This is a genomic window from Kribbia dieselivorans NBRC 106261 (assembly GCF_001552435.1).
Classification (GTDB): domain Bacteria; phylum Actinomycetota; class Actinomycetes; order Actinomycetales; family Dermatophilaceae; genus Kribbia; species Kribbia dieselivorans.
In genome coordinates, this window is record NZ_BCRE01000051.1 from 1 (window position 1) to 25120 (window position 25120).

Sequence of the window (25120 nt, forward strand, 5' to 3'; positions counted from 1 at the left end):
CGGTGGGGCCGACGGGGTCGGTGCCGGGGTCCTCGGTGCTGGTCGTCACCCGGACACGATAGTCCGGGGCGTTTCCCTGTGGATGACCGCACTGCGGTGTCGGGGCTGTCGCCTAGCGTGGAGGACCATGACGACACCCCACGCCGACGCCGGGCCCTCCGCCGACCTCGAGCAGGCCGCGGTCGCGACCCTGCGGCAGCTCGTCGGCCGTGACGACGCGCAGTTCCGCGACGGTCAGCTCGAGGCCATCACCGCGCTCGTGCAGCACCACCGTCGGGTGTTGGTCGTGCAGCGCACCGGGTGGGGCAAGTCGGCCGTCTACTTCGTCGCGGCGGCGCTGCAGCGGGCGGCCGGTTACGGTCCGGCGCTGATCGTCTCGCCATTGCTCGCCCTGATGCGTGACCAGATCGCCGCCGCGCAGCGCGCCGGGGTGCGGGCGGTGTCGATCAACTCGGCGAATGCCACCGAATGGGGCGAGGTGCGCGATCGTCTGGCCGCCGACGATGTCGATGTCCTGCTCGTCTCCCCCGAACGCCTGTCCAATCCGGTCTTCCGCGCCGAGCAATTGCCCGACCTCGCCGCGCGCGCCGGCCTGGTGGTCGTCGATGAGGCCCACTGCATCAGCGATTGGGGGCATGACTTCCGGCCCGACTACCGGCGGATCCGCGAATTGCTCTCCGACCTGTCCTCCGACACGCCGGTCCTGGCGACGACCGCGACGGCCAACCAACGCGTCGTCGACGACGTGGTCGAGCAGTTGGGCGTCGGTGGACGTGAGGTCCTGACCATTCGCGGCCCCCTGGCTCGCGCGTCGCTGCGGTTGGGGGTGCTGCCCCCGACCAACGCCGAGCGCCGCCTGGCCTGGCTGCTGGCCCACCTGAACGACCTGCCCGGCAGCGGCATCATCTACGCCCTGACCGTGTCGGCGGCGGAGGACGTCGCGACCGCGCTGCGCTCCGCCGGCCATGAGGTGCGCAGTTACACCGGCCGCACCGACACCGAGGATCGCGCGCGGCTCGAGGAGGACCTTCGACACAACCGGGTCAAGGCCCTCGTGGCCACCTCCGCGCTCGGTATGGGCTTCGACAAGCCGGATCTCGGTTTCGTCGTCCACCTGGGTGCGCCCGCCTCGCCCGTGGCGTACTACCAGCAGGTCGGCCGCGCCGGTCGAGCGACCGACAACGCCGATGTCCTGCTCCTGCCCGGCACCGACGACCGCGAGATCTGGGCCTACTTCGCCTCCGCCGCCATGCCGGACCCGGCCCAGGCCGCCGCCGTGATCGACACGCTGGCGACGGCGTCCGGCCCGCTCTCGGTGCCGGCCCTCGAGTCGCGCGTCGACATCCGCCGCACCCGTCTCGACCTGCTGCTCAAGGTGCTCGACGTCGAGGGGGCGGTGACCCGGGTCAAGGGCGGCTGGATCGCGACGGGGCAGCCCTGGCACTACGACGCTCCGCGCTACGAGCGGGTCGCGCAGGCGCGGCGCGCCGAGCAGGAGCACATGCTCGACTACGAGCGCTCCACTGAATGCCGCATGGCGATGCTCCAACGCTTTCTCGACGATCCCTCGGCCACGCCGTGCGGCCGGTGTGACACCTGCGCCGGAGCGTGGTTCCCCACCGATCTGCCTGACGCCGCTCTGCGCACCGCCACCGCCGGCCTGGCCCGCGTCGGCACGCCGATCGAACCGCGTTCGCAGTGGCCCTCCGGCATGGCTGCGCTCGGCGTCGAGGTCAAGGGGCGCCTCGCCCCCGGCGAGCTCCTCGCCGAAGGTCAAGCCCTCTCCCGGCTCACCGACCTCGGTTGGGGCCCGCGCCTGCGTGCCCTGCTCAGCGAGCCGGACGCCCCGGTGCCCCCGGACGTCGTCAGGGCCTGCGTGCAGGTGCTCGCCCAGTGGGGGTGGTCGACCCGACCGACCGGGGTCGTGGCCATGCCCAGCCGCGGCCGGCCCGTCCTCGTCGGGAGCCTGGCGGCCCAGTTGGCACAGATCGGGCGGCTGCCCCTGCTCGGCACGCTCGATCTCGTCGACGGTGGCCCCACCGCGGGCCCGGGCGGGAACAGCGCCTTCCGGCTCGCCTCGACGTGGCAGCGTTTTGCGGTCGGCGCCGACCTCGGCGCTGCCCTAGCCGCCCATCCCGGCCCGGTCCTGCTCGTCGACGACCTCGTCTCCTCCAGGTGGTCGCTCACCGTGGCGGGGCGGGAGCTGCGTCGGGCCAGCGCCGAAGCGGTATTGCCCTTCGCCCTTGCCATCGACGGGTAGCGGCCGTCAAGGGAGGGGTGCCCGCCACCGCGAAACTGCGCGTCGCTATCGTCAGCACCATGACCGGGGACAACACCGACACCTCGCTCGAGCCGACCGACCTCGACCTCCAGGAGGCACTGGCCGACCTGCTGGCCGTGCTCGATCTGACCCGAGTGGGTGAGACCCGCAGCAAGGTGGCGATGCACGAGGGCGGTGACGCCCTCGCCGACATCGGCGCCGAGGTCTTCATCGCCCGCAGCCTGCGCACGAGCCACCACCGGGTGTTCGGCGGACAGGTGCTGGCGCAGTCGATCATGGCCGCCGGCCAGACCGTTCGCAGCATCCACCCCGACCGGCCGATCCACTCGCTGCACGCCTACTTCCTGCGCACCGGTGACGATTCGCAGCCGATTCGCTTCGCGGTCGAGCACCTGCGTGACGGCCACTCGTTCTCCGCGCGGCGGGTCTACGCCCTGCAGGACGGCGAGACGATTCTGACGATGACCGCCTCGTTCCAGGACCCGGCTCCGGGTATCGAGCACCAGCGGCCGATGCCGGTGGTCCCCCGGCCCGAGGAGCTCGATTCGCTGGGCGAGTACTACACGGGCATGGACCTGCCGGGGACGAAGCAGATCATTCCCCGGCCGATCGAGCACCGTCACGTCCAGGGCAACCTCTACAACGCCCAGGCCACGCACCGCTCCTACAAGCAGAGCGTGTGGTTGCGCGCCGTCGGTGCCCTGCCCGACGACCCACTGCTGCATGCCGCGGTGCTCGCGTTCGCCTCCGACTACACGATCCTCGAGACGATCATCCGCGAGCACCAGCTCGTGTGGTCCGAACCACGTCTGCGCGCGGCCAGCCTTGACCACTCGATGTGGTTCCATCGACCCGTGAAGTTCGACGACTGGGTGCTTTACGACCAGCACTCGCCGTCCGCACAGGGTGGTCGCGGTCTGGGCATCGGACACATCTACTCCCCCGACGGGCTCCTGCTCGCCTCCGTGGCGCAGGAGGGGATGCTCCGGATCAAGGAGTCACTTCGCGCCGAGGCCGAATGACCTCGACCGGGCGCCGCGACACGATCCTGCTCGCGGTCCTGGCCATCACCGGCGCCATCGTCTCGCTCCAGCAGACGCTGGTCATCCCCCTGCTTCTCGAGATCCAGGTCTCCCTGGGCACGAGCACCGAGGACACCTCTTGGTTGGTGACCGCCACGCTGCTCAGCGGGGCGGTCTCGACGCCGATCGTCTCGCGCGCGGCGGACATGTACGGCAAACGGCGCATGATTCTGCTGTCGCTGGCCGTCCTCACCGTCGGATCGGTGATCGGGGCCCTGGGCACAACGCTGCCGGTCATCGTTCTCGGGCGCGTGCTGCAGGGATTCGCCGCGGCCCTCATCCCGGTCGGGATCAGCGTGTTGCGCGACGAGCTGCCCCGCGAGCGGGTCACCGGCGCCGTGGCACTCATGAGTTCGTCGATGGGTGTCGGAGCCGCGATCGGCCCGGTCGTCGCCGGCCTGATCGCCGGCAACTTCAGCTGGCACTGGGTGTTCTGGTTCTCGGCCATCTTCGGGCTGATCATGTTCGTGGCCGTCTTCATCGTCGTGCCGGAGTCGACGGTGCGAACCCCCGGCCGATTCGACATCGTCGGAGCCCTGCTGCTCAGCCTCGCCCTCGTCGCCCTGCTGCTCGTCATCACCAAGGGCGGACACTGGGGGTGGACGCATGAACGCACGCTGCTGCTGGCCCTGCTCGCGGTGGTCCTGATCGCCGCGTGGGTGCCCTGGGAACTGCGCGCCACCCACCCGATGGTCGACCTGCGCACCGCCGCACGCCGCCCCATCCTGCTGACCAACATCGCCGCGCTGCTCGCCGGGTTTGCCCTGCTGGGCAACAACCTCTCGACCAGCCAGCTGCTGCAGTTGCCGTCGGGCACCGGGTACGGCTTCGGCCTCACCGCCCTGATCGCCGGCCTGTGGATGCTCCCCGGCGGCCTGGCGATGATCGCCGCCGCGCCGCTGGCCGCCCGTTGGATCCGCCGCTTCGGCGGCCGAGTCACGCTGATGATCGGTCTCCTCACCCTCGCCGTCGGGTACGTCTCGCGCGTCTTCCTCAGTCACGAGGCGTGGATGGTCGCCGTCGGGGCGATGGTCGTGGCCGGCGGCGCGGGCATCGCCTACGCCGCCATGCCGAACCTCATCATGACCGCGACGCCGATCACCGAGACCGCCGCCGCGAACGGCCTCAACGTCCTGTTCCGCTCGGTCGGCACGTCCGTGGCGAGCGCGGTCGTCGCGTCCCTGCTGTCGACGACCACGGTGGTCGTCGACGGCGAGAGCCTGCCGGCGTTCGCGGCCTTCCAGCACGTGTTCTGGATCGCGGCCGGAGGAGCCCTGCTCGGTGCCGTCGTCACCGCGCTCATCCCGCGCCTCGAACCGGTTCCCGCGGCCGGCCCGGAGGTCGCCAAGTCGGCCGAGCTCGTGGTCACCGGCACGGTGCACAACGACGCCGGCCGGCCCCTGCGCACCGCCGTCGTGACGGTGTTCACCGAAGCCGGCTCGCAGGTCGACTGGTCACGGGTCGAGAGCGACGGCACGTGGTCGCTGGTCGTCCCCTCCCCCGGACGCTACCTGCGGGTCGTCGCCGCCGACGGCTACGACCCGGCCGGGGCGTTGCTCGACCTGGCGCCGGGCAGTCACGACGACATCGACCTGGGTCACCGCCTCGACCTGTCCGGGCGTGTGGTCAGCGGTGGTCGGCCCGTCGGCGGGGCGCTGGTCGCGGTGACCCAATTGACCGGTCAGTCCGCGGGCACGACCCGCACGGACGTGACCGGTCACTGGTCCTTGCCGCTCCCCCGCCACGGTCGCCACGTCGTCACGGTGGTCGACCCGGTCACGGGGGCGACGTCGACGACGACGCTGACGACCATCGGCGTGTCCCGCGAGGTCGACACCGACTTGGCGGCGCCGCCCCCGCCGTCCCCCGCCGGTTCGAGGTGATAGCGACCGCTCCAGCGGTCGCTATCACCTCGAACCGTGGAGGACGATCACGCCAGGACCGGAGAACCGTACGGTCGCCTCATCGATCGTTCCACCCTCGGGCTGCACGTCCCCGTCGGCATACGTACCGTCCATCGCGAACAGCACCTCCGCACCCGCCGGCGCCGGGACCGACACCGCGGTCTCACCGAACGCCGCGATGACGTGCACGTCACCGCGCCGCATCGACACCCATCGCCCACTCTCGTCGAAGTCCGTGGCGATCTCATCGATCCGGCCCGAAGCCAGATCCGGCACGGTCCGGCGCAGGGCGATCAGGGTCCGGTAGGCCTCCCAGACGCGCGCGTGATCGGCGCTCCCGCGTTCCTCCCAGCGCAGCACGCTGGCATCGCGAGTGGATTCGGCCTGCGGGTCGGGGATGTCGGCCTCGCGCCATCCGTGGGTGGCGAACTCACGGCGGCGGCCCTGCCGCACCGACTCGGCCAGCGCCACATCGTCGAACGACGTGAAGTATGCGAACGGGGTCGAGGCAGCCCACTCCTCGCCCATGAACACCATGGCCGTGTACGGCGAGAGCAGGTAGAGCGCCGCGGCGGCGACCTGCCGCGTCGGACCGGCCGTCACGCCGATCCGATCACCGGTGGCCCGGTTGCCGACCTGGTCGTGGGTCTGGAGGTAGGCGACGAATCGGTCGGCCCGGCCGGCCGGCTCCACCGGGTGACCCCAGACCTTGCCGCGGAACGTCGACATCCGCCCGTTGTGGAGGAACACCTCCTGCAGCACCGTCGCCAGCACCGCCACGGGCCCGCCGTCGGGGAACGCCGCAGTGCCCCCGCCGAAGTCGGCGTAGTACCCCTGGTTCTCCCCCGTCGCGGTGACGTGGAGGGCGTGGTGGATGTCGTCGTCCCACTGCGCGTCCATCCCGCGACCACCGCGATCGGTCGGGGTGACCATGATCTCGTCGTTGAGGTCGGATTCGGCGATGAGGTGCACCGGTCGGCCCAGGTCGGCGGCCAACGCGTGAACGGTGTCGGCCAACTCGGCGAGCAGGTGCCGAGGCGAGTCGTCCTGAAGGGCGTGGACCGCGTCGAGCCGGAAGGCGTCGACGTGGAAGTCGCGCACCCACTGCACGGCGTGGTCGAGCACCCACTGCCGCACCTCGGCGTTGTCGTGACCGTCGAGGTTGAGGCCCTTGCCCCAGGGAGTCTGGTGGTCGTCGGTGAAGTACGGACCGAAGGCCCACAGGTGGTTGCCGGAGGGACCGAGGTGGTTGTACACGAGGTCCAGACAGACCCCGAGTCCTCGCGCGTGGGCCGCGTCGACGAAGCGCTGCAGCGCCTCCGGCCCGCCGTACCCGTCGTGCACCGCGTACGTCGCCACGCCGTCGTAACCCCACCCCCACCGGCCCGGGAACGGCGCCAGCGGCATGAGTTCGACGACGTCGATGCCGAGGTCGACGAGATGGTCCAGTCGATCGATCGCCGCGTCGAGGGTGCCGGCCCGGGTGAACGTCCCGACGTGCAGTTCGTAGAGCACTCCCCCCAGGGCGCCGACGCCGTCGCGGGGCCCGCGCCAGGCGGCGTCGGTCCAGCCGAACCGGGACGGGTCGAACCACCGGCTGGGCCCGTCCACGCCGTGCGGCAACGCCAGACCGCGCGGGTCGGGGTGGGCCTGCCCGTCGATGACGAAGGCATAGTCGAACGGGATCTGGGCGCTCGGATCTCCGTCCCACCGCCACCACCCCCCGCCGACCGGGGTGAGGGGTTCGCGTCGCTGCGCCGGGTACCCGATCTCGATCTCGACGGCGGGCGCGGTCGGCGCCCAGACCCGGACGTCTCCAGACGCCATGTCAGGCCTCCATCCGCACGAGCAGCGCGACCGGCCCGGCCTCGAGCAGGTGGCCCACCGGTTGGGTGCCGCCGGCGGTTTCGCGCCCGGTCAGGGTGTCGCGCCACGCCCCCGGCGGCAGGGTGATCGTCGCGTCGCCCCACCCACCGGCAGCCGCGACCGACTCGGTCAGGCGAGCGGCGAGCGCGACGACGTGCACGCCGGAGTGGTCCCCGCGCCCCACGGCGAACACGTGCTCGGTGCTCGCCTCGAGCGGGACCCACGTCGCGGCCTCGCCGATGAACCACTCGGGGTGGTCTCGGCGGACCCGCAGCGCCTGGGCGGTCACGGCCAACTTCTCGTCGTCGAGGTCTCGCGGGGACGCGCCGGAGTCGAGTTCAGCCAGCCGAGCGGCGATCCGCGAGTGATCGACCGGTGCGCGGTTGTCGGGGTCCACGAGCACGAGCGAGGTGACTTGAGTGCCTTGGTAGATGTCCGGCACGCCCGGGTGGATGAGCTGAACGAGCTTCTGCCCGAGGATGTTCGCCCGCGTCGCGGCGGCCGTGCGAGCCAGCCACGCCGCGACGTGATCGGTGACCGCCGCGTCGCCGAGAACCGTGTCGACGAACGCGTGCACCTGCTCCTCGTAATCGGCGTCGACCTCGGTCCACGTCGTCTGTTCCTTCGCCTCGCGCATCGACTTCTCGACGTAGGTGTGCAGGCGATCGGCGGCCACGGTGCCGTCATCGGCGGCGATCCCGACGAGGGTCTGCCAGATGAGGTACTCGACGCGCCCGTCGACCCGGGCCCCACGGCGCTCCGCCACGCTGGCGCGCGCGGACTCGAGCCATCGGCCCCACTCATCGGGCAGTTCGCTCAGCACCGCCAGCCGGGCGCGCACGTCCTCGCTGCGCTTGGTGTCATGCGTCGAGAGGGTCGTCATCGTCGTCGGCCAGTCGGTCAGGCGCCGGGCGGCGAAGGCGTGCAGGTCGGTCGGCGACACCCCGAAGCGCGCGAGGTCACCGCCGACCTCGTTGAGCGCGGCCAGCCGCAGATGCCGGTAGAAGGCGGTGTCCTCGACGCCCTTGGCCATGACCGGTCCGCAGGTCTGCTGGAATCGGGTGACGAAATCTGCGGTCGCGCGCTCGTTCTGACCGCCGTCGCCGACCGCGAGCGCGGCGATCGCGTCCAGGGTGTCGTGGACCTGCGGCGGCAGCACGCCCCGCGATCCGGCGACGGCCTCGTCGAGGGCTTCCCGGGCACCGACGGTCATCTCACGCCCGGGGTGGGCGTAGGCGCGATACCGCGGCATCGCCACGAGCAGGGCCTCGAGAACATCGGTGACGGCCTGGCCCTCGAGGTCGGGGCGGGCCCGCGCCACGAGGCGTTCGAGACGCGCCACTTCGGCGGCCTGCCCGGTCCGCACGATGAGGGCCTTCGACTCGGCCACGACCTCATTGACGGAGCGCGGATCGGCCGAGATCTCGTGCCACAGCGCGGTGAGCGATGCCTCACCGGCCGGATCGACGAACAGCCCGCCGATACGCAGGAGTGCGTCGTAACCGGTCGTGCCGGCACAGCGCCACGCCTCCTCCACCTCCTCCTCGCCCTCAAGGATCTTCTCGACGACGACCCACGCGTCGCCGGTGGCCTCGGCGAGGCGGTCGAGGTAGCCCTGCGGGTCGGCCAGGCCGTCGGGGTGGTCGATCCGCAGTCCATCGACCGTCCCGGTGTGGATCAAGTCGCGGAAGAGGGCGTGTGTGGCCCGGAAGACGGACGGATCCTCGACCCGCACGGCCACGAGCGAGGAGACGTCGAAGAATCGCCGGTAGTTCAGCCGGCCGGCGCCGGCGCGCCAGAAGGCCAGCCGATAGTGCTGGGCCTCGAGAAGTTCGGGCAGCGGGAGGCCGGCCGTCCCGCGGCGCACCGGGAACTCGTGGTCGAAGTACCGCACGACGGTTTCGTTGCCGTGTTCGCCGCCGTCGGGGGCGAGGACCAGGTCACCGGCGGCCAACACGGACTCGAGTCGGTCGCCGAGCACCGGAACCAGGATGTCGCCCTGCTCGGAGACCCAGTCGACGTCGAACCACGACGCGTACGGGGAATCCGGTCCCTCACGCAACAGGGACCACCACTGGGTGTTGAGCCACGCCGGGGTGGGCGTGGTCATGTGGTTGGGCACCACGTCGACGATCAGCCCCAGACCGTGGGCCTTCGCCTCGCGGGCGAGTTCCTCGAGACCGTCACGCCCACCGATCTCCTGGTTGACCTCGCCGTGTTCGACGACGTCATAGCCGTGCGTCGAACCGGGCGAGGCCTGGAGGATCGGGCTCAGGTATAGGTGGCTGACGCCGAGCGCGGCCAGGTGGGGCAGGACCTGCTGCGCGTCACGAAAGGTGAACTCCGGCTGCAACTGCACCCGGTACGTGCTCAGCGGGGTCGTGCGGCCCTGGCCGGCTCGGTGCGTCATGGTGCCGGGTCCTCCTGCGCGTGCTCGCCCTCGGCGGGTGCCTCCTGGGGGGCCTCCGACGTCGACTCGCCGTTCGTGGCACCGTCCTCACGAGCCTGCGGGATCGCCTGCTTGGTGCCGGCGGCGCTCTCGGAGGCGGCGGCCGGCGCCGCGGCACCCGGCGGCGGACCGCTCGGGGCCACCAGTGGGCTGCGCAACACGACGACGCTCCGGCCCTGGACGTTGATCGTGCTCGAGGCCGACACCGGGTCGGTGCCGACCGTCTCGGCGGCGGTGTCGATCTCGATGAACCACTGCTCGCCGTAGTCCGCGTCGGGCAGGGTGAACTCGATCGGCTCGTAGTGCGCGTTGAGCATGAGGAGGAAGTGGTCGTCGACGATCGGCTGGCCGCGCGGGTCCGGCTCCTGAATGGCCTGACCGTTGAGGAAGACCATGATGGAACGGGCCAGCCCGTTGGACCAGTCCTCGCTGCTCATGTGCCCGAACTCGGGCTTGAACCACTCGATGTCGTGCAGATCCGATTCACCGCCGTGCTCCGCCTCTCCGGCGAAGAACCGGCGACGCCGGAAGACCGGGTGGGTCTGGCGCAACTGGATCAGGCGGCGGGTTAAGTCCAGGAGGTCCCGCTGCGAATCCGCCAGGTCCCAATGCACCCAAGAGATCTCATTGTCCTGGCAGTAGCCGTTGTTGTTGCCCTTCTGGGTGCGACCCAGTTCGTCGCCGTGCAGAAGCATCGGCACGCCCTGGGACAGCAACAGCGTGGTGAGGATGTTGCGCTGCTGCTGGGCGCGCAGCGCCAGCACGCCCGCGTCGTCGGTGTCACCCTCCACCCCACAGTTCCAGGAGCGGTTGTGTGACTCACCGTCACGGTTCTCCTCGCCATTGGCCTCGTTGTGCTTGTCGTTGTACGACACGAGATCGCGCAGGGTGAACCCGTCGTGCGCGGTGACGAAGTTGATGGAGGCGACCGGTCGACGACCCGAGTGGGCATACAGATCCGACGATCCGGAGATCCGGGAGGCGAACTCACCCAGGGTCGAGGGTTCCCCGCGCCAGAAGTCGCGGATCGTGTCGCGGTACTTGCCGTTCCACTCCGTCCACAGCGGCGGGAAGTTGCCGACCTGATAGCCGCCGTCGCCGATGTCCCACGGTTCGGCGATGAGCTTGACCTGGCTGACCACCGGGTCCTGCTGGATCAGGTCGAAGAACGCGGACAGCTTGTCGACCTCGTGGAACTGGCGGGCCAGCGTGGCGGCCAGGTCGAAGCGGAACCCGTCGACGTGCATCTCGAGGACCCAGTACCGCAGCGAGTCCATGATCATCTGCAGCACGTGGGGGCTGCGCATGAGCAGGGAGTTCCCGGTACCGGTCGTGTCGTAGTAGTGGGCCTGGTTGTCCCCGACGAGACGGTAGTACGAGTTGTTGTCGATACCGCGGAAACACAGGGTCGGGCCCATGTGATTGCCCTCGGCGGTGTGGTTGTAGACCACGTCGAGGATGACCTCGATGTTCGCCGCGTGCAGCGCCTTGACCATGGTCTTGAACTCGAGCACCTGCTGGCCACGCGTGCCGTAGGCGGCGTACTCGTTGTGCGGGGCGAAGAAGCCGATGGTGTTGTAGCCCCAGTAGTTGCGCAGCCCCTGCTCCTGCAGGTGGAAGTCCTGCACGAACTGGTGGACGGGCATGAGTTCGATGGCGGTGACGCCCAGGGCCTTGAGGTGGTCGATGATCGCCGGGTGGGCCACGGCGGCGTAGGTGCCCCGGATCTCCTCGGGGACCTCCGGGTGGGTCATCGTCAGACCGCGCACGTGCGCCTCGTAGATCACCGACTCGTGATACTCGTGGGCGGGGTGGCGGTCCTGGCCCCACTCGAAGAAGGGGTTGGTCACCACCGACAGCATCGTGTGACCGAGGCTGTCCTTGGGCTCGGGCGCCAACTGCGCCGGGTCGCCGGCCGGGTCATAGGAGAAGAGCGAGGCGTCGTACTGCATGGTTCCGTCGATCGCCTTGGCGTACGGGTCGAGCAACAGCTTGGACGGGTCGCAGCGGGCACCCGTGGCCGGGTCGAAGTCGCCGTGGACCCGGAACCCGTAGCGCTGGCCGGGCTGGATGCCGACGATGTAGCCGTGCCAGACGAAGGCGTCAACCTCTGGAAGCGTGTGCCGGACCTCGGTGCCGTCGTCGTCGATCAGGCAGAGCTCCACCTTTGTCGCGATGTCGGAAAACAGCGCGAAGTTGACGCCGGTGCCGTCGTAGGTCGCACCCAGCGGGTACGGTTTTCCTGGCCACATGTCCACGTTTCCATCCGATCTGCGCCGACTGTCGGAGTCCCGGACGGACCCCTGCGGACCCGGAGGTCGGTGAACAGTCCAGCCCGTTCATCCTTATGGATCGCTGCGCGCGTCGCAAACAGACCCGGAGTCACGGCGTGTCCGCCAGAAGTGCCCCAGACTCGGTTGGGTCTGCAATGATCCGGGCTATGCGTACCGTGTCTCGACTGCTCGTGGGCGGCTGATGTCGACGACGCCGCGGGGGCCGGTGACCCACGACGCGCTCGTCCTGGCAGGCGGGCGCGGTCATCGCCTGGGCAGCGTCGACAAGGCCGCCCTGGTCGTCGGCGGGGTCCGCTTGCTCGACCGGGCGATGTCCGCCACCCTGGCCGCGCGGGCCACCGTCGTCGTCGGCCCACCCCGGCAATTGCCCCCGCGCGTGCTCCAGACCTGCGAGGAGCCACCCCACTCGGGGACCGTGGCCGCGGTGAGCGCCGGGCTGCGCCGTCTGGCGCTGGGTCGCACCCCCAGCCCGTGGACCCTGGTGCTGGCCTGCGACCTACCCCGGGCCGATCAGGCGGTGGTGCGACTGCTCAAGAAGTCACGCACACCGGAGCCGAGTGTGGACGCCTTCGCGTTGATCGGCACCGACGGTCGCCCCATGCCCCTTTTCGCCCTGTACCGGACCCCCTCGCTCGCGGCGGCCATGGGTGCACTCGACGCCACGACCGCGACGTCCGCGGGCGACGCTCCGACGATGGAACAGGTGCTCGCCCACCTCGAGGTGACCTCGATCAGGATCGACCCTGCCCTGGTCGAGGGCGTGGACACGTGGGAGCAGGCCCGGGACTGGGATCGACAACTCACGGCGCCGCAACCCGAGACCGACTGACGGGCTCCTCGCCCACGACCGCGAGGTAAGCGATTGCTTACCTCGCGGTGATTGAGGCATCCTGACGGACATGACTCCCGACTCCGTGGGCGCGCCCGTCCGTCCGACCGCCTCGACCCACGCACAGGCGTTGGCCGAGGAGACGGTGCCTCCGGGGATCCTCCGGCTGTTCACCGCCGCCGCAGATGCCTTCTCACAGAAGGGGTTCCACGCGACGACGACGCGGGACATCGCCTCACGCGCCGGTCTGAGCCCGGCCGGCGTGTACGTCCACTTCTCCTCGAAGGAGGACCTGCTCTATCGCCTGTCGCGCGAAGGTCACGTGGTCGCCCGCGACGCCCTGCGCGAGGCCGCCGCGGCCGCGTCGGATCCCGAGGACGCCCTGCGCGCCCTCGTCACGTCCTTCGCCCAGTGGCACGCCGAGAACTACCAACTGGCCCACATCGTGCAGTACGAGTTCCGCCACCTCTCCGACGAGCACCGCACCGAGGTGCTGCGGCTGCGCAAGGAGATCGACTCGACGTTCGCCACCGTGTTGCGCGACGGCGTCGAGCAGGGCGTCTTCGAGGTGACCGACCTGCGGCTGACGACGCTGGCGATCACGTCGATGATCGTCGACGTCGCCCGGTGGTACCACACGGGCGTCAGCGAGACGCCCGACCACATCGCGACGACGTACGCGGACCTCGCGCTGCGGCTGGTCAGTCGCGGGTGAGCTTGCGGTAGGTGACCCGGTGGGGGCGGGCGGCCTCCTCGCCGAGCCGGTCGACCTTGTTCTTCTCGTAGGCCTCGAAGTTGCCCTCGAACCAGTACCACCGTGCCGGGTTCTCCTCGGTGCCCTCGTACGCGAGGATGTGCGTGGCCACCCGGTCGAGGAACCACCGGTCGTGGCTGATGACCACGGCACAGCCGGGGAACTCCAGCAACGCGTTCTCCAGCGAGCCGAGGGTCTCGACGTCGAGGTCGTTGGTCGGCTCGTCGAGGAGCAGCAGGTTGCCGCCCTGTTTGAGGGTCAGCGCCAGGTTGAGGCGGTTGCGCTCACCACCGGAGAGCACGCCGGCCTTCTTCTGCTGGTCCGGACCCTTGAACCCGAACTGGCTGACGTAGGCGCGCGAGGGGATCTCGACCTGACCGACCTGGATGTGGTCGAGCCCTTCGGAGACGACCTCCCAGAGCGTCTTCTCCGGGTCGATGCCGGCACGAGACTGGTCGACGTAGGAGATCTTCACCGTCTCACCGATGTCGACGGTGCCGGCGTCGGCCGGCTCGAGCCCGACGATGGTCTTGAACAGCGTCGTCTTGCCGACGCCGTTGGGGCCGATGACGCCGACGATGCCGTTGCGTGGGAGCGAGAACGACAGGCCGTCGATGAGCACGCGGTCGCCGAAGCCCTTGGTGAGGTTGGTGACCTCGATGACCTTCGATCCCAGGCGCGGGCCCGGCGGGATCTGGATCTCCTCGAAGTCGAGCTTGCGGGTGCGCTCGGCCTCGGCCGCCATCTCCTCGTAGCGGGCCAGGCGGGCCTTGGACTTGGTCTGGCGAGCCTTGGCGTTGGACCGGACCCACTCCAGCTCGGAGGCCAGCCGCTTGGCCAGCTTGGCGTCCTTCTTGCCCTGGATCTGCAGACGCTCCTGCTTCTTCTCCAGGTAGGTCGAGTAGTTGCCCTCGTAGGGGTAGAGGCGGCCGCGGTCGACCTCGGCGATCCACTGCGCGACGTTGTCCATGAAGTACCGGTCGTGCGTGACGGCGACGACGGCGCCGGGGTACTCGGCCAGGTGCTGCTCGAGCCAGAGGACCGACTCGGCGTCGAGGTGGTTGGTCGGCTCGTCGAGGAGCAGCAGGTCGGGCTTCTGGAGCAGCAGCTTGCACAGCGCGACACGGCGACGCTCACCACCGGAGAGGACGGTGACGTCGGCGTCCGGCGGCGGGCACCGCAGCGCGTCCATGGCCTGCTCGAGCTGGTTGTCGAGATCCCACGCGTCGGCGTGGTCGATCTCCTCCTGAAGCTTGCCCATCTCTTCCATGAGGGCGTCGAAGTCGGCGTCCGGGTCGGCCATCTGCTCGGAGATCTCGTTGTACCGGTCGAGCTTGGCCTTGATCTCGCCGGCACCCTCCTGCACGTTCTCCAGGACGGTCTTGTCCTCGGTCAGCGGGGGCTCCTGCAGCAGGATGCCCACGGTGGCTCCCTTCGCCAACTGGGCCTCGCCGTTGGACGGCTTGTCCAGGCCGGCCATGATCTTGAGGATCGTCGACTTGCCGGCGCCGTTGGGACCGACCATGCCGATCTTGGCGCCCGGGTAGAACGACATCGTCACGTCGTCGAGGATGACCTTCTCGTTGTGCGCCTTGCGCGCCTTGACCATGGTGTAGATGAACTCGGGCATGAGGGAAGGTTAGCCAGTCCGCTCCCCCAGCCCGAATCCACCGCTCGATCCGGGTCAGGGCACCGGGACCAACTCACCGTCGGGCACGACGTCGAAGTCACGTTCGGCGTGCTCCCGCTCCGCCTGCTCGCGCTCCGCCTGCTCCCGGGCCTCGTCGTCCATCGACTGGTGGGCGGCCGCGACGACCGGGTCGCGCTCGGCCTCCGGGCCGCGCCCCCGCACGCCCTTGGTGAACTCGGTGGTGCCGCGGCTGAGGTCGTGCCCGACCGCGGAGGCGTCGATCTCCAACCCGTACCAGGTGGTGCCGTCACCGCGCTCGTAGCTCGTGGTCTTGAGTCGACCGCGCACCATCACCGCCTCCCCCTTCTTGATCGATCGGGCGCAGTTGCTCGCCAGTGAGCGCCAGGTCTTGACGTCGAACCAGTTCGTGTAGGCGTCCTCCCACAACCCATCCTTGTTCTGCCGCCGGACCGTCACGGCGAGACGGAAGAAGGTGAAGGCATCACCGGCCTGGCTGATGCCGGTCACCGGCTCCGTGCTGACATTGCCGCAGACGTTGACGTAGGTCTCGTTCACACCGCACTCCTTGAAGTGTGCGCCCCGCGGGGCGCTCGATCGCTCCGGCGGGTCCGCCGGGCACGACCACTCTCAGGGCTGCGACTCGCCCCCGTCATGGGGCGAATCCGCGGCTGTGGATGACGAAGGCCGGTCAGGCCGACCTGTGGACAACTGGACGCGACGGTTGTCCCGCCGCCGCCTGCAGGTGCTCGCGGGTCTCCCGGTGACGGGCCAGCACGTCCGCCACCGGCGCGACGAGCTCGTTCTGGGCCACCCCGGAGATTCGTTCCCGCAGGTCCGCGGCAACCTGGGCGGTGCGACGACGCGCACCGGCCGAGGCGAGCGGCTTGGCGAGGAGGGCGAGGAGCCCGCCCAAAAGCAAACCGCCGGCCAGGAGCACGAACGGCGTGCCGAAGGGGCCGGTCTGCGGGGTCGGGATGTCGACCTGCAGCCACGCGGCCACCCCGAGGACCGCCAGCCAGACGAACCCGACGATGGCGGTCAGGGCGAAGAGCACCTGCAGCGCACCCAAGATGCTCCACCACAGCGGCGCCCGGCCCCGCAGCGGAGCCGCGATCACGGCCTGATCGAGGGCATCGGCCAGATTGTCGTCGCCCGGGCTCGCCGCGTCGGTCACGGCCTCGCCCCACCGCACCGGCAAACCGGTCGCGGCGCGATCGGCCATGCCCGCCGTGGCCAAATCGACCGCGGCTCGTGCGGCCGGGGTCGGCGGCGGGATCGACGAGCGGCCCAGCACCTGACGGACATCCGCCTCGGTGATCTTGCCGCTGCGACCGGAGCCGTTGACCCGCAACCGCTTGAGCGGATCCGGGCGCAGGGCCTGCACCCACCGGGTGAACGGCCACCCGGTGCGCGCCAGGGACTCCTGCCGGAAGTCCCGGCCCACCGCGTCGAGCACCGTCGGCACACCTGCGGCGCGCGAGAGCGCATCGACCAACCCCGGCGTGGCGAGGGTGGTGGGGTCGGTTTCCGAGTCGGCGACATCGGAGCGCAGCGCGCGGGCGTTGGTCGTCAGGTCGGTCGCCAACCGGACGCGAGCCGCGGTCGAACCGCTGACCGCCTGCTCCAACTCGGCGCGCAACTGGGGCAGACCATCACCGGTAGTGGCGGAGGTGGCGAAGACGTGCGGGGCGGTGATCCCGTCCCGCACGAGGATCTGGCGCAGGTCATCGAGGCACTGTTGCACCTGCGGCGGCGTCAGCCGGTCGGACTGGTTGAGCACGACGAGCATGAGCGTGTCGTAATCGGCCAAGGCCGCGACGAAGTCGTCGTGGAGCCTCGCATCGGCGTACTTCTGGGGGTCGGTGACCCACACGAAGACGTCGACGAGGGCCAGCAGTCGCTCGGTCTCGTCCCGGTGTGCGGTCTCGAACGAGTCGACGTCCGGCAGGTCGAGCAGCACCAGGCCGTCGAGCGAGGTGTCGTCGCCGCTGACGGTGTGCCGGGCTCCGACCTTGAGCCAGTCGAGCAGGTCCCCGGCCGGTTCGTCACCGAAGATGGCCGCGGTGGCCTTCGACGTCGTGGGGCGCAGCACCCCGACACGGGAGACGTCCTCGCCGACGAGCGCGTTGAACAGGCTGGACTTGCCCGACCCCGTGGCCCCGGCGAGCGCGACGACGGTCCGGCCCCCGGTCAGCCGGATGCGTTCGTGCACCTTCGCGGTGACCTGCTCGGCCGCATCGACCTTGACCGGGTCGAGTTGGGAACCACCGCTGATGAGCGCCGATTCCAGGGACTGCAGACGGTCGGCGAGGGTGTCGGCGGAAATCTGCGGCGCGGCCTCCGCGCTCCGACGTCGTGTGGTGTTGAACACGGGCGTCACGATGCTGCCTCCACTTCGGCTGCGGCCAGTTCGAGTCGGGCCACCTGGCGATCGGTCACCGAGACCGCACCGACGGCGGTCTCGAAGCGGGCACGTTCGGTGTCGAGCAGGGCGGAGACGCGTGCCGACAGCAGGTCACGTGCCTTGGCGGCCATGGTGCGCACGGCCTGGTCGCCGAAGATCGCCTCGAGGATCTTCTGCGCGAGCACCGTGGTCCCGCCGGCGATGCCGATCTCGGCGCCGACGAGTCCGCCGGTGTGGGAGAAGGCCACGAGCATGAGGAGCAGGCCCACGCCGTTGACGCCGTAGGCGGCGATCCGGGCGCTGGTCCGCCGGTCGGCACCCTCGGCGCGCACGAGGTCGAGCACTTCGCCCTGCCAGTCGCGCACCATCCGGTCGACGGTGTCGTGAAAGCCGCGGCTACCGCGCTCCAGTTCGGGGTGGTCGGCCAGAAGCGCCCGGCCTGCCTCGGTGCCGCGCCAGGTGCGCACCACCCGTTGCGCGGCCGTGTTCGACTGGGCGACCACGAGATCGGCCACGCCGGTGTGCAGTGCCTCGCCGAGGTTCTGCTGCGGCGAGGGCTGGCCGCGCAGGGCGGCGGTCAGACGATCGCGCCAACGCCCCACGGTGGACTCGACCTTCTTGAAGAACTCACCCGTCCCGACGAACTCCTGCCACCTGGCGAGGACCTCGCCGCGCAGCAACTGGCCGTCACTGACCCACTGGGCCACACCGTGCTCCGCCTCGGCGTAGGCGAGGTCGACCTCGGTCATCAGTGCCGCTGTCTGCGACTGCTGGGCCCGCGCGGCCTCGATCAGCGTGCCGGTGCGCGCGTCGATCGAGTGCAGCGCCCCCTCCAACGTCTGACGGATGACGACGCGCCGCGCATGCGGGTCGCCGCCGAGGGCCGTCAGCCAGGCCAGCAGACGCTCGGTCGTGGCCTGGGGCAGCAGCCCAGCGTCGTCGAGAGTCGACTCGGGGATGACGAAGACCGGCGAGGTGCCCAGACCGTGCTCCCGCAGGCGGCCGATGAGGTGGTCACGCACCTTCACCGCGTCTTCCTGACCGACCCGGTTGAGGACGATGGCCACCGCCGTGCCGCGTTGGGCGGCCTGCTCCAGCAACTCCCAGGGCACCGCGTCGGCGTACCGGGCGGCGGTCGTGACGAACAGCCACAGGTCCGCGGCGGCGAGCAATTGCCACGACAGAGCGCGGTTGGCCTGCACGACCGAGTCGATGTCGGGGGTGTCGAGCAGCGCGATCCCGGCCGGCAACAGCTCCGCGCCGACGAGGTGGACGCTGTTCGACTGACCGGTACCGGGGCGGTCACCGGTCACGCGGGAGAGGCTGGGCAGGATGCGGTGCCCGTGGAACCAGCGAGCGTCTTCGGGGTGGTGGACGAGGACCGGTGAGGTCGTCGTCGGGCGGATCACGCCAGTGGCGCTGACCTTGCGGCCGAGGAGGGAGTTGACCAAGGTCGACTTGCCGGCGCCGGTCGACCCGCCGATGACCGCGAGCAACGGAGCGTCGATCGACTGCAGACGCGGGATGACGTAGTCGTCGAGTTGGTGCAGCAGCGCGGCGCGCTCCTCCTCGGCGGCAGTGGTGCTCGGCAGATCCAAGGGCAAGCGGGTGCGTTCCACCTCGTCGCGGAGGGTCTGTACCGCGCCGAGCAGTCGGTCGGACTCATCGACGGCGGTGCTCATGTGGCCAACCTTATCCAGTGGGGGCAGATCACGCGGGCCACCGCCACGGGCCGTGGTTCGCTCACCCCAAGGACGCTCTGGGTGCGCCGAACCGCTGCCCCTACACTGGTCGAGGTCCGCTGCGGCGGACCGCATGCCCCCGTAGCTCAGCTGGATAGAGCAAGGGCCTTCTAATCCCGAGGTCGCAGGTTCGAGTCCTGCCGGGGGCGCATCGTGTCGCCGGCGCTGCGCTCAGCGGGCCGGCGCGAGCATCTGGGCCCGTGACCGCGACAGCGCGTCGAGGAGACGACGCTCCGTCTGTGGCGCCGTGCTGGTGGCGTGCCCGTTGGCCATGCGGGCGCGCAGCAGCGCCAGTTCGGAAGCGTTGTCCTGGAAGGCCCGCATCGCCGTGAACCGTTGACTGCCACCGGAGTGTCGTGCCCAGCCCAGCGCCTGACGTCGCCCACGCATGCTGGAGAGCATCTCGACCTCCCCGGGGCTCAGCCAGCCGTACGCGGCGTAGTCGGAGAGGTATCGGCCGATGAGACGGCCCTCGCGACGGCGCACCCAGATGACGAACACGGTGTAGGCGACAAACACCGGCACGCCGATGAACAGGTAGCCCGCGAGAATCCCCGAGCCGGAGAAGGCGAGCAGGTTCCACCCACCGTGCGCGATCACGGCCAGGACCCACCCGATGACCGGCGCGACGACCCGCACGAGCGAGGAACGAGACTCCGCTGCAATGCCGATGCCCAGGCCGGTCAACGACGTGAACATCGGGTGCGCGAACGGGCTGAGCAGACCGCGGCCGAAGAAGACACCGGTGAGCATCTGGGCTCCCCCATCGGTCCAGGCGACGGCCATGTACTGGATGTTCTCGGTGAACGCGAAACCCGCGGCGACGATGCCGGCGTACACCAGTCCGTCGACGATGCCGTCGAACTCCTGACGCCGGAACCACCACATGAGCAGGACGATGGAGCCCTTGAGCGACTCCTCCACGATCGGAGCGACGAAGATCGCCGTCGTCGCCTGCGCCGAGTTCTCGTCCGTGACGGCCAGGAACACCGCCATCGCCCCGGTGTTGGCCACCATCGCCAGCGCGGTCGCGACCAGGGCTCCGGCGAGGAACGCGAAGATGAGATACCGGGCGGGCTCGGCCTCGAACCGGTCCAGCCACAGGAACGAGGGCACGACGATCCCCACGGGGATCAGGGCTGCGAGGATGCCCACGACGATGGCCACGGTGCTGAAGGTCGCCCCGAAGTAGATGGTCAGGGCGGCCAGGCAGAGCAGCAGCCCGGCGCCGATCAGGCCGGCGACGAGCCACCGGCGTAGCGTCGGCCGCGAGGTGGGGTTCATGACCGAACTCGACATGGGCGAAACCCTAGTGCAGTGGGATGTCGCGGCCCCCGGCTAGAGTCGATGCGTGACAACGGAGCCCAACGACCGCGCACACACCGACCGAATCATCTGGATCGACTGTGAGATGACCGGTCTTTCGCTGACCTCCGACGCCCTGATCGAGGTGGCCGCGCTGGTCACGGATTATGAGTTGACGGTGCTCGGCGAGGGTGTCGACGTCGTCATCCGCCCGCCCGAGGCAGCGCTGGCCCAGATGGGCGACTTCGTGCGGCAGATGCACACCGACTCCGGGCTGCTCGACGAACTGGCCGAGGGAGTCTCGGTGCGGGAGGCCGAGGAGATGGTCCTGGCGTACGTGCGGTCCCAGGCACCCGAGCCGGGGAAATCGCCGCTGGGTGGCAACACGGTCTCGACCGACCGGGCGTTCCTGGCCCGCGACATGGCCGAGCTCGACGCGCACATGCACTACCGGATCATCGACGTGTCCTCGATCAAGGAGCTCAGCCGCCGCTGGTACCCCCGGGCCTACTTCCAGGCTCCGGCCAAGAACGGTGGGCACCGGGCGCTGGCCGACATCCAGGAGTCGATCGCGGAGCTGCGCTACTACCGGGAGGCGGTCTTCCTGCCCGCGCCCGGCCTCGACACGACCACGTTGAAGGCACTGTCGGCCAAGTACACGCTGGCGCCGAACGCCTGATCTGGGGCCGATTTGGTCCTGGGCGTGGAGTCCAGTAATGTTCTTCCTCGCGCGCCATTAGCTCAATTGGCAGAGCAGCTGACTCTTAATCAGCGGGTTCGGGGTTCGAGTCCCTGATGGCGCACCAGTGTGAATGGGTATGACGAAGGCCGGCGGACCATGTGGTCCGCCGGCCTTCGTCATGGCCGGATCGCCGTGAGGCTCAGTTGCGGTAGCGCCCGCCCTGACCGTCGTCGCCGGGTTCGTCGGGCTGGCCGTAGCCGTCGGGGTCCTGGAACGACGAGTCGAACTCCGCGTCCGCCTGACGGTTGCGCAATGCGACGATGACACCGCCGATCAGCGCGAGGACGAGCACCCCGAGACCGGCCAGGAGCCACGGGTTCGGGCCGCCCGAGTCACCGGAACTCGGTTCGACGACGGCCGTGGTCGGCGACGTCGTGCTCGTCGTGGTGCTGGGCGTGGTGGTGCTGGTGGTCGTGGACGGGGTTGTCGTCGTGCTCGTGCTGCTCGACGTCGTCGTGGACGGAGTGGTCGAGGTCGTCGAGGTCGTCGTCGTGCTCGTCGTGGTCGTGGACGTCGAGGTCGACGACGATCCGCCCGTCGACGACGATCCGCCCGTCGACGACGAGGAGCGCGGTGAGGTCGAGGAGGAGGACCGCGCTCCGCCCGTGCTGCCGGGAGCCTTGTAGGTGAAGCCCAGGGTCCCGCTGATCGGGTGCCCGTCGGCGGAGATCACGCGGTAGTTGACGCGGTAGGTGCCCTCTTCGATGTTCGAGTCGATCTTCTGGATGACCCGGTCCCCGGACACCTCGGGCGCGCCGGATGTGGCGCTCGAGCCGTCCTCCCCGACGACGGTCACCGTGACGAACTGCGCGCCGATCTTCTCGCTGAACCGCAGCATGACCTCCGGCGGCACCGCGGAGAGGGTCGCGCCGTCACTCGGGCTCGACCCGATGAACTGCGCGTGCGCCGAGGCCGCCGGCGCACCGACCACCCCGCCGACGAACAGGGCGGACATCAGCCCGAGCACAGCCCACAGACGCGGCATGGACGAGGCGGACACGGACCGGGAGCGCAGTAGGGACAGCACCCCACCATGGTGCCCCACCTGGCCTGAACGCCGGCTGGGACCCGCCGCGGCCCGTACTGCGGCCACCCTGGTCACGGCCGCTCCAAAGTCGTTGTACTATTGACGACGCGCGTTCACGCGGCCGGCTTCGCCCGGTCGCGTTCGTACGCCATGGTGGGTGTAGCTCAGCTGGTAGAGCACCGCGTTGTGGTCGCGGTGGTCGCGGGTTCAAGTCCCGTCACTCACCCCACTGGTCAAGGGGGCTCACTGCGGTGGGCCCCCTTGACGTGACCCCGGTCACTCCCCTTTGCTGGATGGCATGACTTCTGTCGCGACGTACATCGCCTTCCCCGGCAACGCCAAGGAGGCCTTCGAGCACTACAAGGACGTCCTGGGTGGAGAACTCCACCTGATGACCTACGGCACGACCCAGATGGAGGGCATGCCCTTCACCCCGCCCGCTGACGCCGTCGCCCATGCCGAACTGCACACCCCCGGCGGCATCATCGCCGGGGCCGACGCCATGGAGGAGGTGCCCGTCAAGGACACCGCCTATTCGATGCTCCTCACCGTCGACACGGTCGAGGAGGGCCGCGCGCTGATCGAGAAGTTCCTCGCCGGCGGCGGCTCGATGAACCTGCCGTTCGAGCTGGCCCCGTGGGGTCAGTACTACGGCCAGGTCTTCGACCGCTTCGGCGTCATGTGGTCGCTGTCGGTGCCGCCGACCGCCTGAGCGGCCCCACCGCGCTCCGAGGGGCAGCGCAGAGCCCCACTGCCGAACCGTTCGGCAGTGGGGCTCTGTGCTGTGCAGCCGCGGACCGGTCAGCGCCGGCGCCGCACCGCCAGCCCAATGACGAGCAGACCCACGCCGGCGGCCGCCAGTTGGATGATGCGGTCCTGGCGGTACTCACCGCGCTCGTCGGTCAGGAAGGCGTTGACCTGAGCCTTGGTGGAGGTCGCGCGCTCGACGAACGCGGCCTTGGCCGAGGCCTTCTGCCGATCCATGATCGCCTTCGGCGTCGCCCGCTGCGACAGTTCGTCGATCGTGCCGGCCAATCGGGTGCGACTGGCCTCGATCTCGGCCTGCAACTGGTCGATGGATGGGGTGCCGCTCATGTCGGTCCTCTCAGGTCTGGGGTCAGTCGATGCCGAGATCGCGCCGGAGCTTGGCCACGTGGCCGCTCGCCCGCACGTTGTACCACGCGTGGGTGACCACACCGGACTCATCGAGCACGATGGTGGATCGAATCACGCCGGTGACCGTCTTGCCGTAGAGCTTCTTCTCTCCGAAGGCACCCCACTGGCTCAAGGTCTCCTTCTCCGGGTCGGACAGGAGCGTGATGGTCAGGTTCTCCTTGGCCCGGAAGCGGGCGAGCTTCTCCGGTTTGTCCGGGGAGATGCCGACAACCTCGTAGCCCAGGCCCTGCAGATCCTCGAGGTTGTCGGAGAAGTCGCAGGCCTGCTTGGTGCACCCCGGCGTCATCGCGGCCGGGTAGAAGTAGACGATCACCTTGCGGCCCCGTAGGTCACTGAGGGAGCGCGGTGTGCCCGCGTCGTCGGGGAGGGCGAACTCGGGCGCCACGTCACCCGGCTGCAACCTGCCGGTCATCGGTTCGTCACCTTGCGTTTCCTCCTACTGCACTCAAGTAGCAATATGCTCCGGAGGGTTGTCCACTGGACAACGGACCGAAGGCGTCTTGCAGCAACCTATCCCGAAGGCGGCCCGGTCCACAGGTCAGGAGAGCAGAACATGCACGTTCCAGATGGTTTTCTCGACGCCCCAACCTCTGTGGGTACCGCTGTGGTGGCGGCCGCGGGCGTGGCGATCGCCCTGCGTGGTTCGCGCCGCGAGCTCGACGACCGGACGGCGCCACTGGCCGGCCTCGTCGCGATGTTCGTCTTCGCGGCCCAGATGCTCAACTTCCCCGTCGGGCTGGGCACCTCGGGGCATCTGCTCGGCGGTGCCCTCGCGGCCATCCTCGTCGGCCCGTACACGGCGACCCTGATCCTGACGGTCGTGCTGCTGGTGCAGGCCCTCCTGTTCGCCGACGGCGGCATCACCGCGCTGGGCACCAACATCACGCTCATGGGCCTGGTGGGCGTGTGGGTGGCCTGGGCCGTCTTCGTCGGGGTGCGGGCGATCCTCCCGAAGCGACTGTCGTCGCTCACCCCGGCCTCCTTCGTCGCCGGTCTGGTCTCCGTACCGGCCGCGGCCCTGGCGTTCGTCGCGTTCTACGCCATCGGTGGCCAGGCCCCGATCGACCTGACCGCCCTCACCGGCGCGATGCTGGCATGGCACACCGTCATCGGAGTGGGTGAAGGTCTGATCACCGCGCTCGTCGTGGCCAGCGTGGTCGCCACGCGGCCCGACCTCGTGCACGGCGCCCAGCCGTTGCTCAAACAGCGCTCCCTCACCGTCCGCTCCCCCGAAGGGATCTCCGCATGAGCACCGAGACCGCCACCGAGCCGAAGACTCGGCGTATCTCGACCCGAACCCTGATCATCAGCGGCGTCATCGTCGCGATCGTGCTCGCGGGGCTGATCTCCGGCTTCGCCTCGTCGCACCCGGACGGACTGGAGTACGTCGCCGAGCAACTCGGCTTCCACTCGACCGCTCAGGACAGTGCCGCGGCCACCGGCCCCCTGGCCGACTACGGCGTCAGCGGAGTCGAGAATGCCCGCCTTTCCGGTGGCCTCGCCGGGATCATCGGTGTGGCCGTCGTGGCCGTCGTCATGGGTGGGTTGGTTTGGCTGCTGCGTCGCTCGGGATCGCGTCAGACCGCCACCCGCGCCACCGACCCGGAGGCCTGA

General features: G+C 69.8%; 20 protein-coding genes and 3 tRNA genes. 12 read left to right on the top strand and 11 right to left on the bottom strand.

Going from position 1 to position 25120, the window contains the following annotated elements:
* Positions 1 to 127: 127 nt before the first annotated feature.
* From KD1_RS05050 to KD1_RS05060, 3 genes are read left to right on the top strand one after another with little or no spacing between them, the layout of a single operon-like run.
* Entirely contained in the window at positions 128 to 2260 is a 2133-nt protein-coding gene (locus KD1_RS05050; RefSeq protein WP_068398434.1) for a RecQ family ATP-dependent DNA helicase, read from the top strand.
* A 59-nt stretch (positions 2261 to 2319) separates the two neighbouring features.
* Positions 2320 to 3303, top strand: coding sequence for an acyl-CoA thioesterase (locus KD1_RS05055; protein WP_068398546.1), 984 nt, complete (start codon positions 2320 to 2322; stop codon positions 3301 to 3303).
* A complete protein-coding gene (locus KD1_RS05060; protein ID WP_157073183.1) occupies positions 3300 to 5246 on the top strand; it encodes an MFS transporter in 1947 nt (648 codons plus the stop codon). Before KD1_RS05055 ends, KD1_RS05060 begins: the two co-directional genes overlap by 4 nt.
* A gap of 24 nt (positions 5247 to 5270) precedes the next feature.
* Here KD1_RS05060 and treZ read toward each other — a convergent pair whose 3' ends face one another.
* Genes treZ through glgX form a run of 3 tightly spaced genes read right to left on the bottom strand, consistent with a single transcriptional unit; the run spans position 5271 to position 11840 of the window.
* On the bottom strand, positions 5271 to 7094 hold the full coding sequence (gene treZ / locus KD1_RS05065) for a malto-oligosyltrehalose trehalohydrolase (RefSeq protein ID WP_068398437.1): 1824 nt from the start codon (positions 7092 to 7094) through the stop codon (positions 5271 to 5273).
* Position 7095: 1 nt separating this feature from the next.
* Positions 7096 to 9543 carry a malto-oligosyltrehalose synthase gene (gene treY, locus KD1_RS05070; protein WP_068398440.1) on the bottom strand — a complete coding sequence of 816 codons (2448 nt, stop codon included), beginning with the start codon at positions 9541 to 9543 and terminating at the stop codon, positions 7096 to 7098.
* Complete coding sequence (glgX, locus tag KD1_RS05075) at positions 9540 to 11840, bottom strand: glycogen debranching protein GlgX (RefSeq protein ID WP_217995800.1); 2301 nt, start codon at positions 11838 to 11840, stop codon at positions 9540 to 9542. Before glgX ends, treY begins: the two co-directional genes overlap by 4 nt.
* 217 nt (positions 11841 to 12057) lie before the next feature.
* On the opposite strand from glgX, the gene mobA reads away from it, so the two are divergent.
* Positions 12058 to 12705, top strand: coding sequence for a molybdenum cofactor guanylyltransferase (gene mobA / locus KD1_RS05080; RefSeq protein WP_068398443.1), 648 nt, complete (start codon positions 12058 to 12060; stop codon positions 12703 to 12705).
* 70 nt (positions 12706 to 12775) lie between these two features.
* Positions 12776 to 13420, top strand: a complete 645-nt coding sequence (locus KD1_RS05085) for a TetR/AcrR family transcriptional regulator (protein WP_083542116.1) — start codon at positions 12776 to 12778, stop codon at positions 13418 to 13420.
* Here the strand turns inward: KD1_RS05085 and ettA are convergent.
* The 4 genes from ettA to KD1_RS05105 form a co-directional block, all read right to left on the bottom strand.
* Complete coding sequence (gene ettA, locus KD1_RS05090) at positions 13407 to 15089, bottom strand: energy-dependent translational throttle protein EttA (RefSeq protein WP_068398447.1); 1683 nt, start codon at positions 15087 to 15089, stop codon at positions 13407 to 13409. The genes KD1_RS05085 and ettA overlap by 14 nt on opposite strands.
* A gap of 54 nt (positions 15090 to 15143) precedes the next feature.
* Positions 15144 to 15665, bottom strand: a complete 522-nt coding sequence (locus tag KD1_RS05095; RefSeq protein WP_068398450.1) for a single-stranded DNA-binding protein — start codon at positions 15663 to 15665, stop codon at positions 15144 to 15146.
* A gap of 133 nt (positions 15666 to 15798) precedes the next feature.
* Positions 15799 to 17490 carry a GTPase gene (locus tag KD1_RS05100; RefSeq protein WP_083542118.1) on the bottom strand — a complete coding sequence of 564 codons (1692 nt, stop codon included), beginning with the start codon at positions 17488 to 17490 and terminating at the stop codon, positions 15799 to 15801.
* Positions 17487 to 19196, bottom strand: a complete 1710-nt coding sequence (locus KD1_RS05105; RefSeq protein ID WP_068398453.1) for a dynamin family protein — start codon at positions 19194 to 19196, stop codon at positions 17487 to 17489. Before KD1_RS05105 ends, KD1_RS05100 begins: the two co-directional genes overlap by 4 nt.
* Before the next feature lie 135 nt (positions 19197 to 19331).
* Here KD1_RS05105 and KD1_RS05110 point away from each other — a divergent pair.
* Positions 19332 to 19405 (top strand) — tRNA-Arg (locus KD1_RS05110).
* A gap of 22 nt (positions 19406 to 19427) precedes the next feature.
* Here the strand turns inward: KD1_RS05110 and KD1_RS05115 are convergent.
* A complete protein-coding gene (locus tag KD1_RS05115) occupies positions 19428 to 20555 on the bottom strand; it encodes a PrsW family intramembrane metalloprotease (RefSeq protein ID WP_068398456.1) in 1128 nt (375 codons plus the stop codon).
* A gap of 52 nt (positions 20556 to 20607) precedes the next feature.
* Here KD1_RS05115 and orn point away from each other — a divergent pair, with 52 nt between their 5' ends.
* Together orn and KD1_RS05125 are read left to right on the top strand one after the other, a co-directional pair.
* Positions 20608 to 21240 carry an oligoribonuclease gene (gene orn / locus KD1_RS05120; protein ID WP_068398460.1) on the top strand — a complete coding sequence of 211 codons (633 nt, stop codon included), beginning with the start codon at positions 20608 to 20610 and terminating at the stop codon, positions 21238 to 21240.
* A gap of 51 nt (positions 21241 to 21291) precedes the next feature.
* Positions 21292 to 21367 (top strand) — tRNA-Lys (locus KD1_RS05125).
* 75 nt (positions 21368 to 21442) lie between these two features.
* On the opposite strand, the gene KD1_RS05130 is transcribed toward KD1_RS05125, so the two are convergent.
* The gene (locus KD1_RS05130; protein ID WP_068398463.1) at positions 21443 to 22303 is read right to left on the bottom strand and encodes a copper resistance CopC family protein; all 861 of its coding nucleotides are present in this window, start codon (positions 22301 to 22303) and stop codon (positions 21443 to 21445) included.
* A 180-nt stretch (positions 22304 to 22483) separates the two neighbouring features.
* On the opposite strand from KD1_RS05130, the gene KD1_RS05135 reads away from it, so the two are divergent.
* Both KD1_RS05135 and KD1_RS05140 read left to right on the top strand, forming a co-directional pair.
* A tRNA-His gene (locus KD1_RS05135) sits at positions 22484 to 22559 on the top strand.
* A gap of 69 nt (positions 22560 to 22628) precedes the next feature.
* Positions 22629 to 23042, top strand: a complete 414-nt coding sequence (locus KD1_RS05140; RefSeq protein WP_068398466.1) for a VOC family protein — start codon at positions 22629 to 22631, stop codon at positions 23040 to 23042.
* A gap of 89 nt (positions 23043 to 23131) precedes the next feature.
* Here the strand turns inward: KD1_RS05140 and KD1_RS05145 are convergent, their stop codons facing one another.
* Positions 23132 to 23425 (bottom strand): DUF3618 domain-containing protein, encoded by a 294-nt coding sequence (locus KD1_RS05145; protein ID WP_068398469.1) that lies wholly within the window; start codon positions 23423 to 23425, stop codon positions 23132 to 23134.
* A gap of 22 nt (positions 23426 to 23447) precedes the next feature.
* Positions 23448 to 23918: a thioredoxin-dependent thiol peroxidase gene (gene bcp / locus KD1_RS05150; RefSeq protein ID WP_068398473.1), complete on the bottom strand. Its 471-nt coding sequence runs from the start codon at positions 23916 to 23918 to the stop codon at positions 23448 to 23450.
* 141 nt (positions 23919 to 24059) lie between these two features.
* Here bcp and KD1_RS05155 point away from each other — a divergent pair, with 141 nt between their 5' ends.
* Both KD1_RS05155 and KD1_RS16510 read left to right on the top strand, forming a co-directional pair.
* Positions 24060 to 24755: an energy-coupling factor ABC transporter permease gene (locus tag KD1_RS05155; RefSeq protein ID WP_068398476.1), complete on the top strand. Its 696-nt coding sequence runs from the start codon at positions 24060 to 24062 to the stop codon at positions 24753 to 24755.
* Positions 24752 to 25120 (top strand): PDGLE domain-containing protein, encoded by a 369-nt coding sequence (locus KD1_RS16510; RefSeq protein WP_157073184.1) that lies wholly within the window; start codon positions 24752 to 24754, stop codon positions 25118 to 25120. The genes KD1_RS05155 and KD1_RS16510 overlap by 4 nt, the downstream gene beginning before the upstream one ends.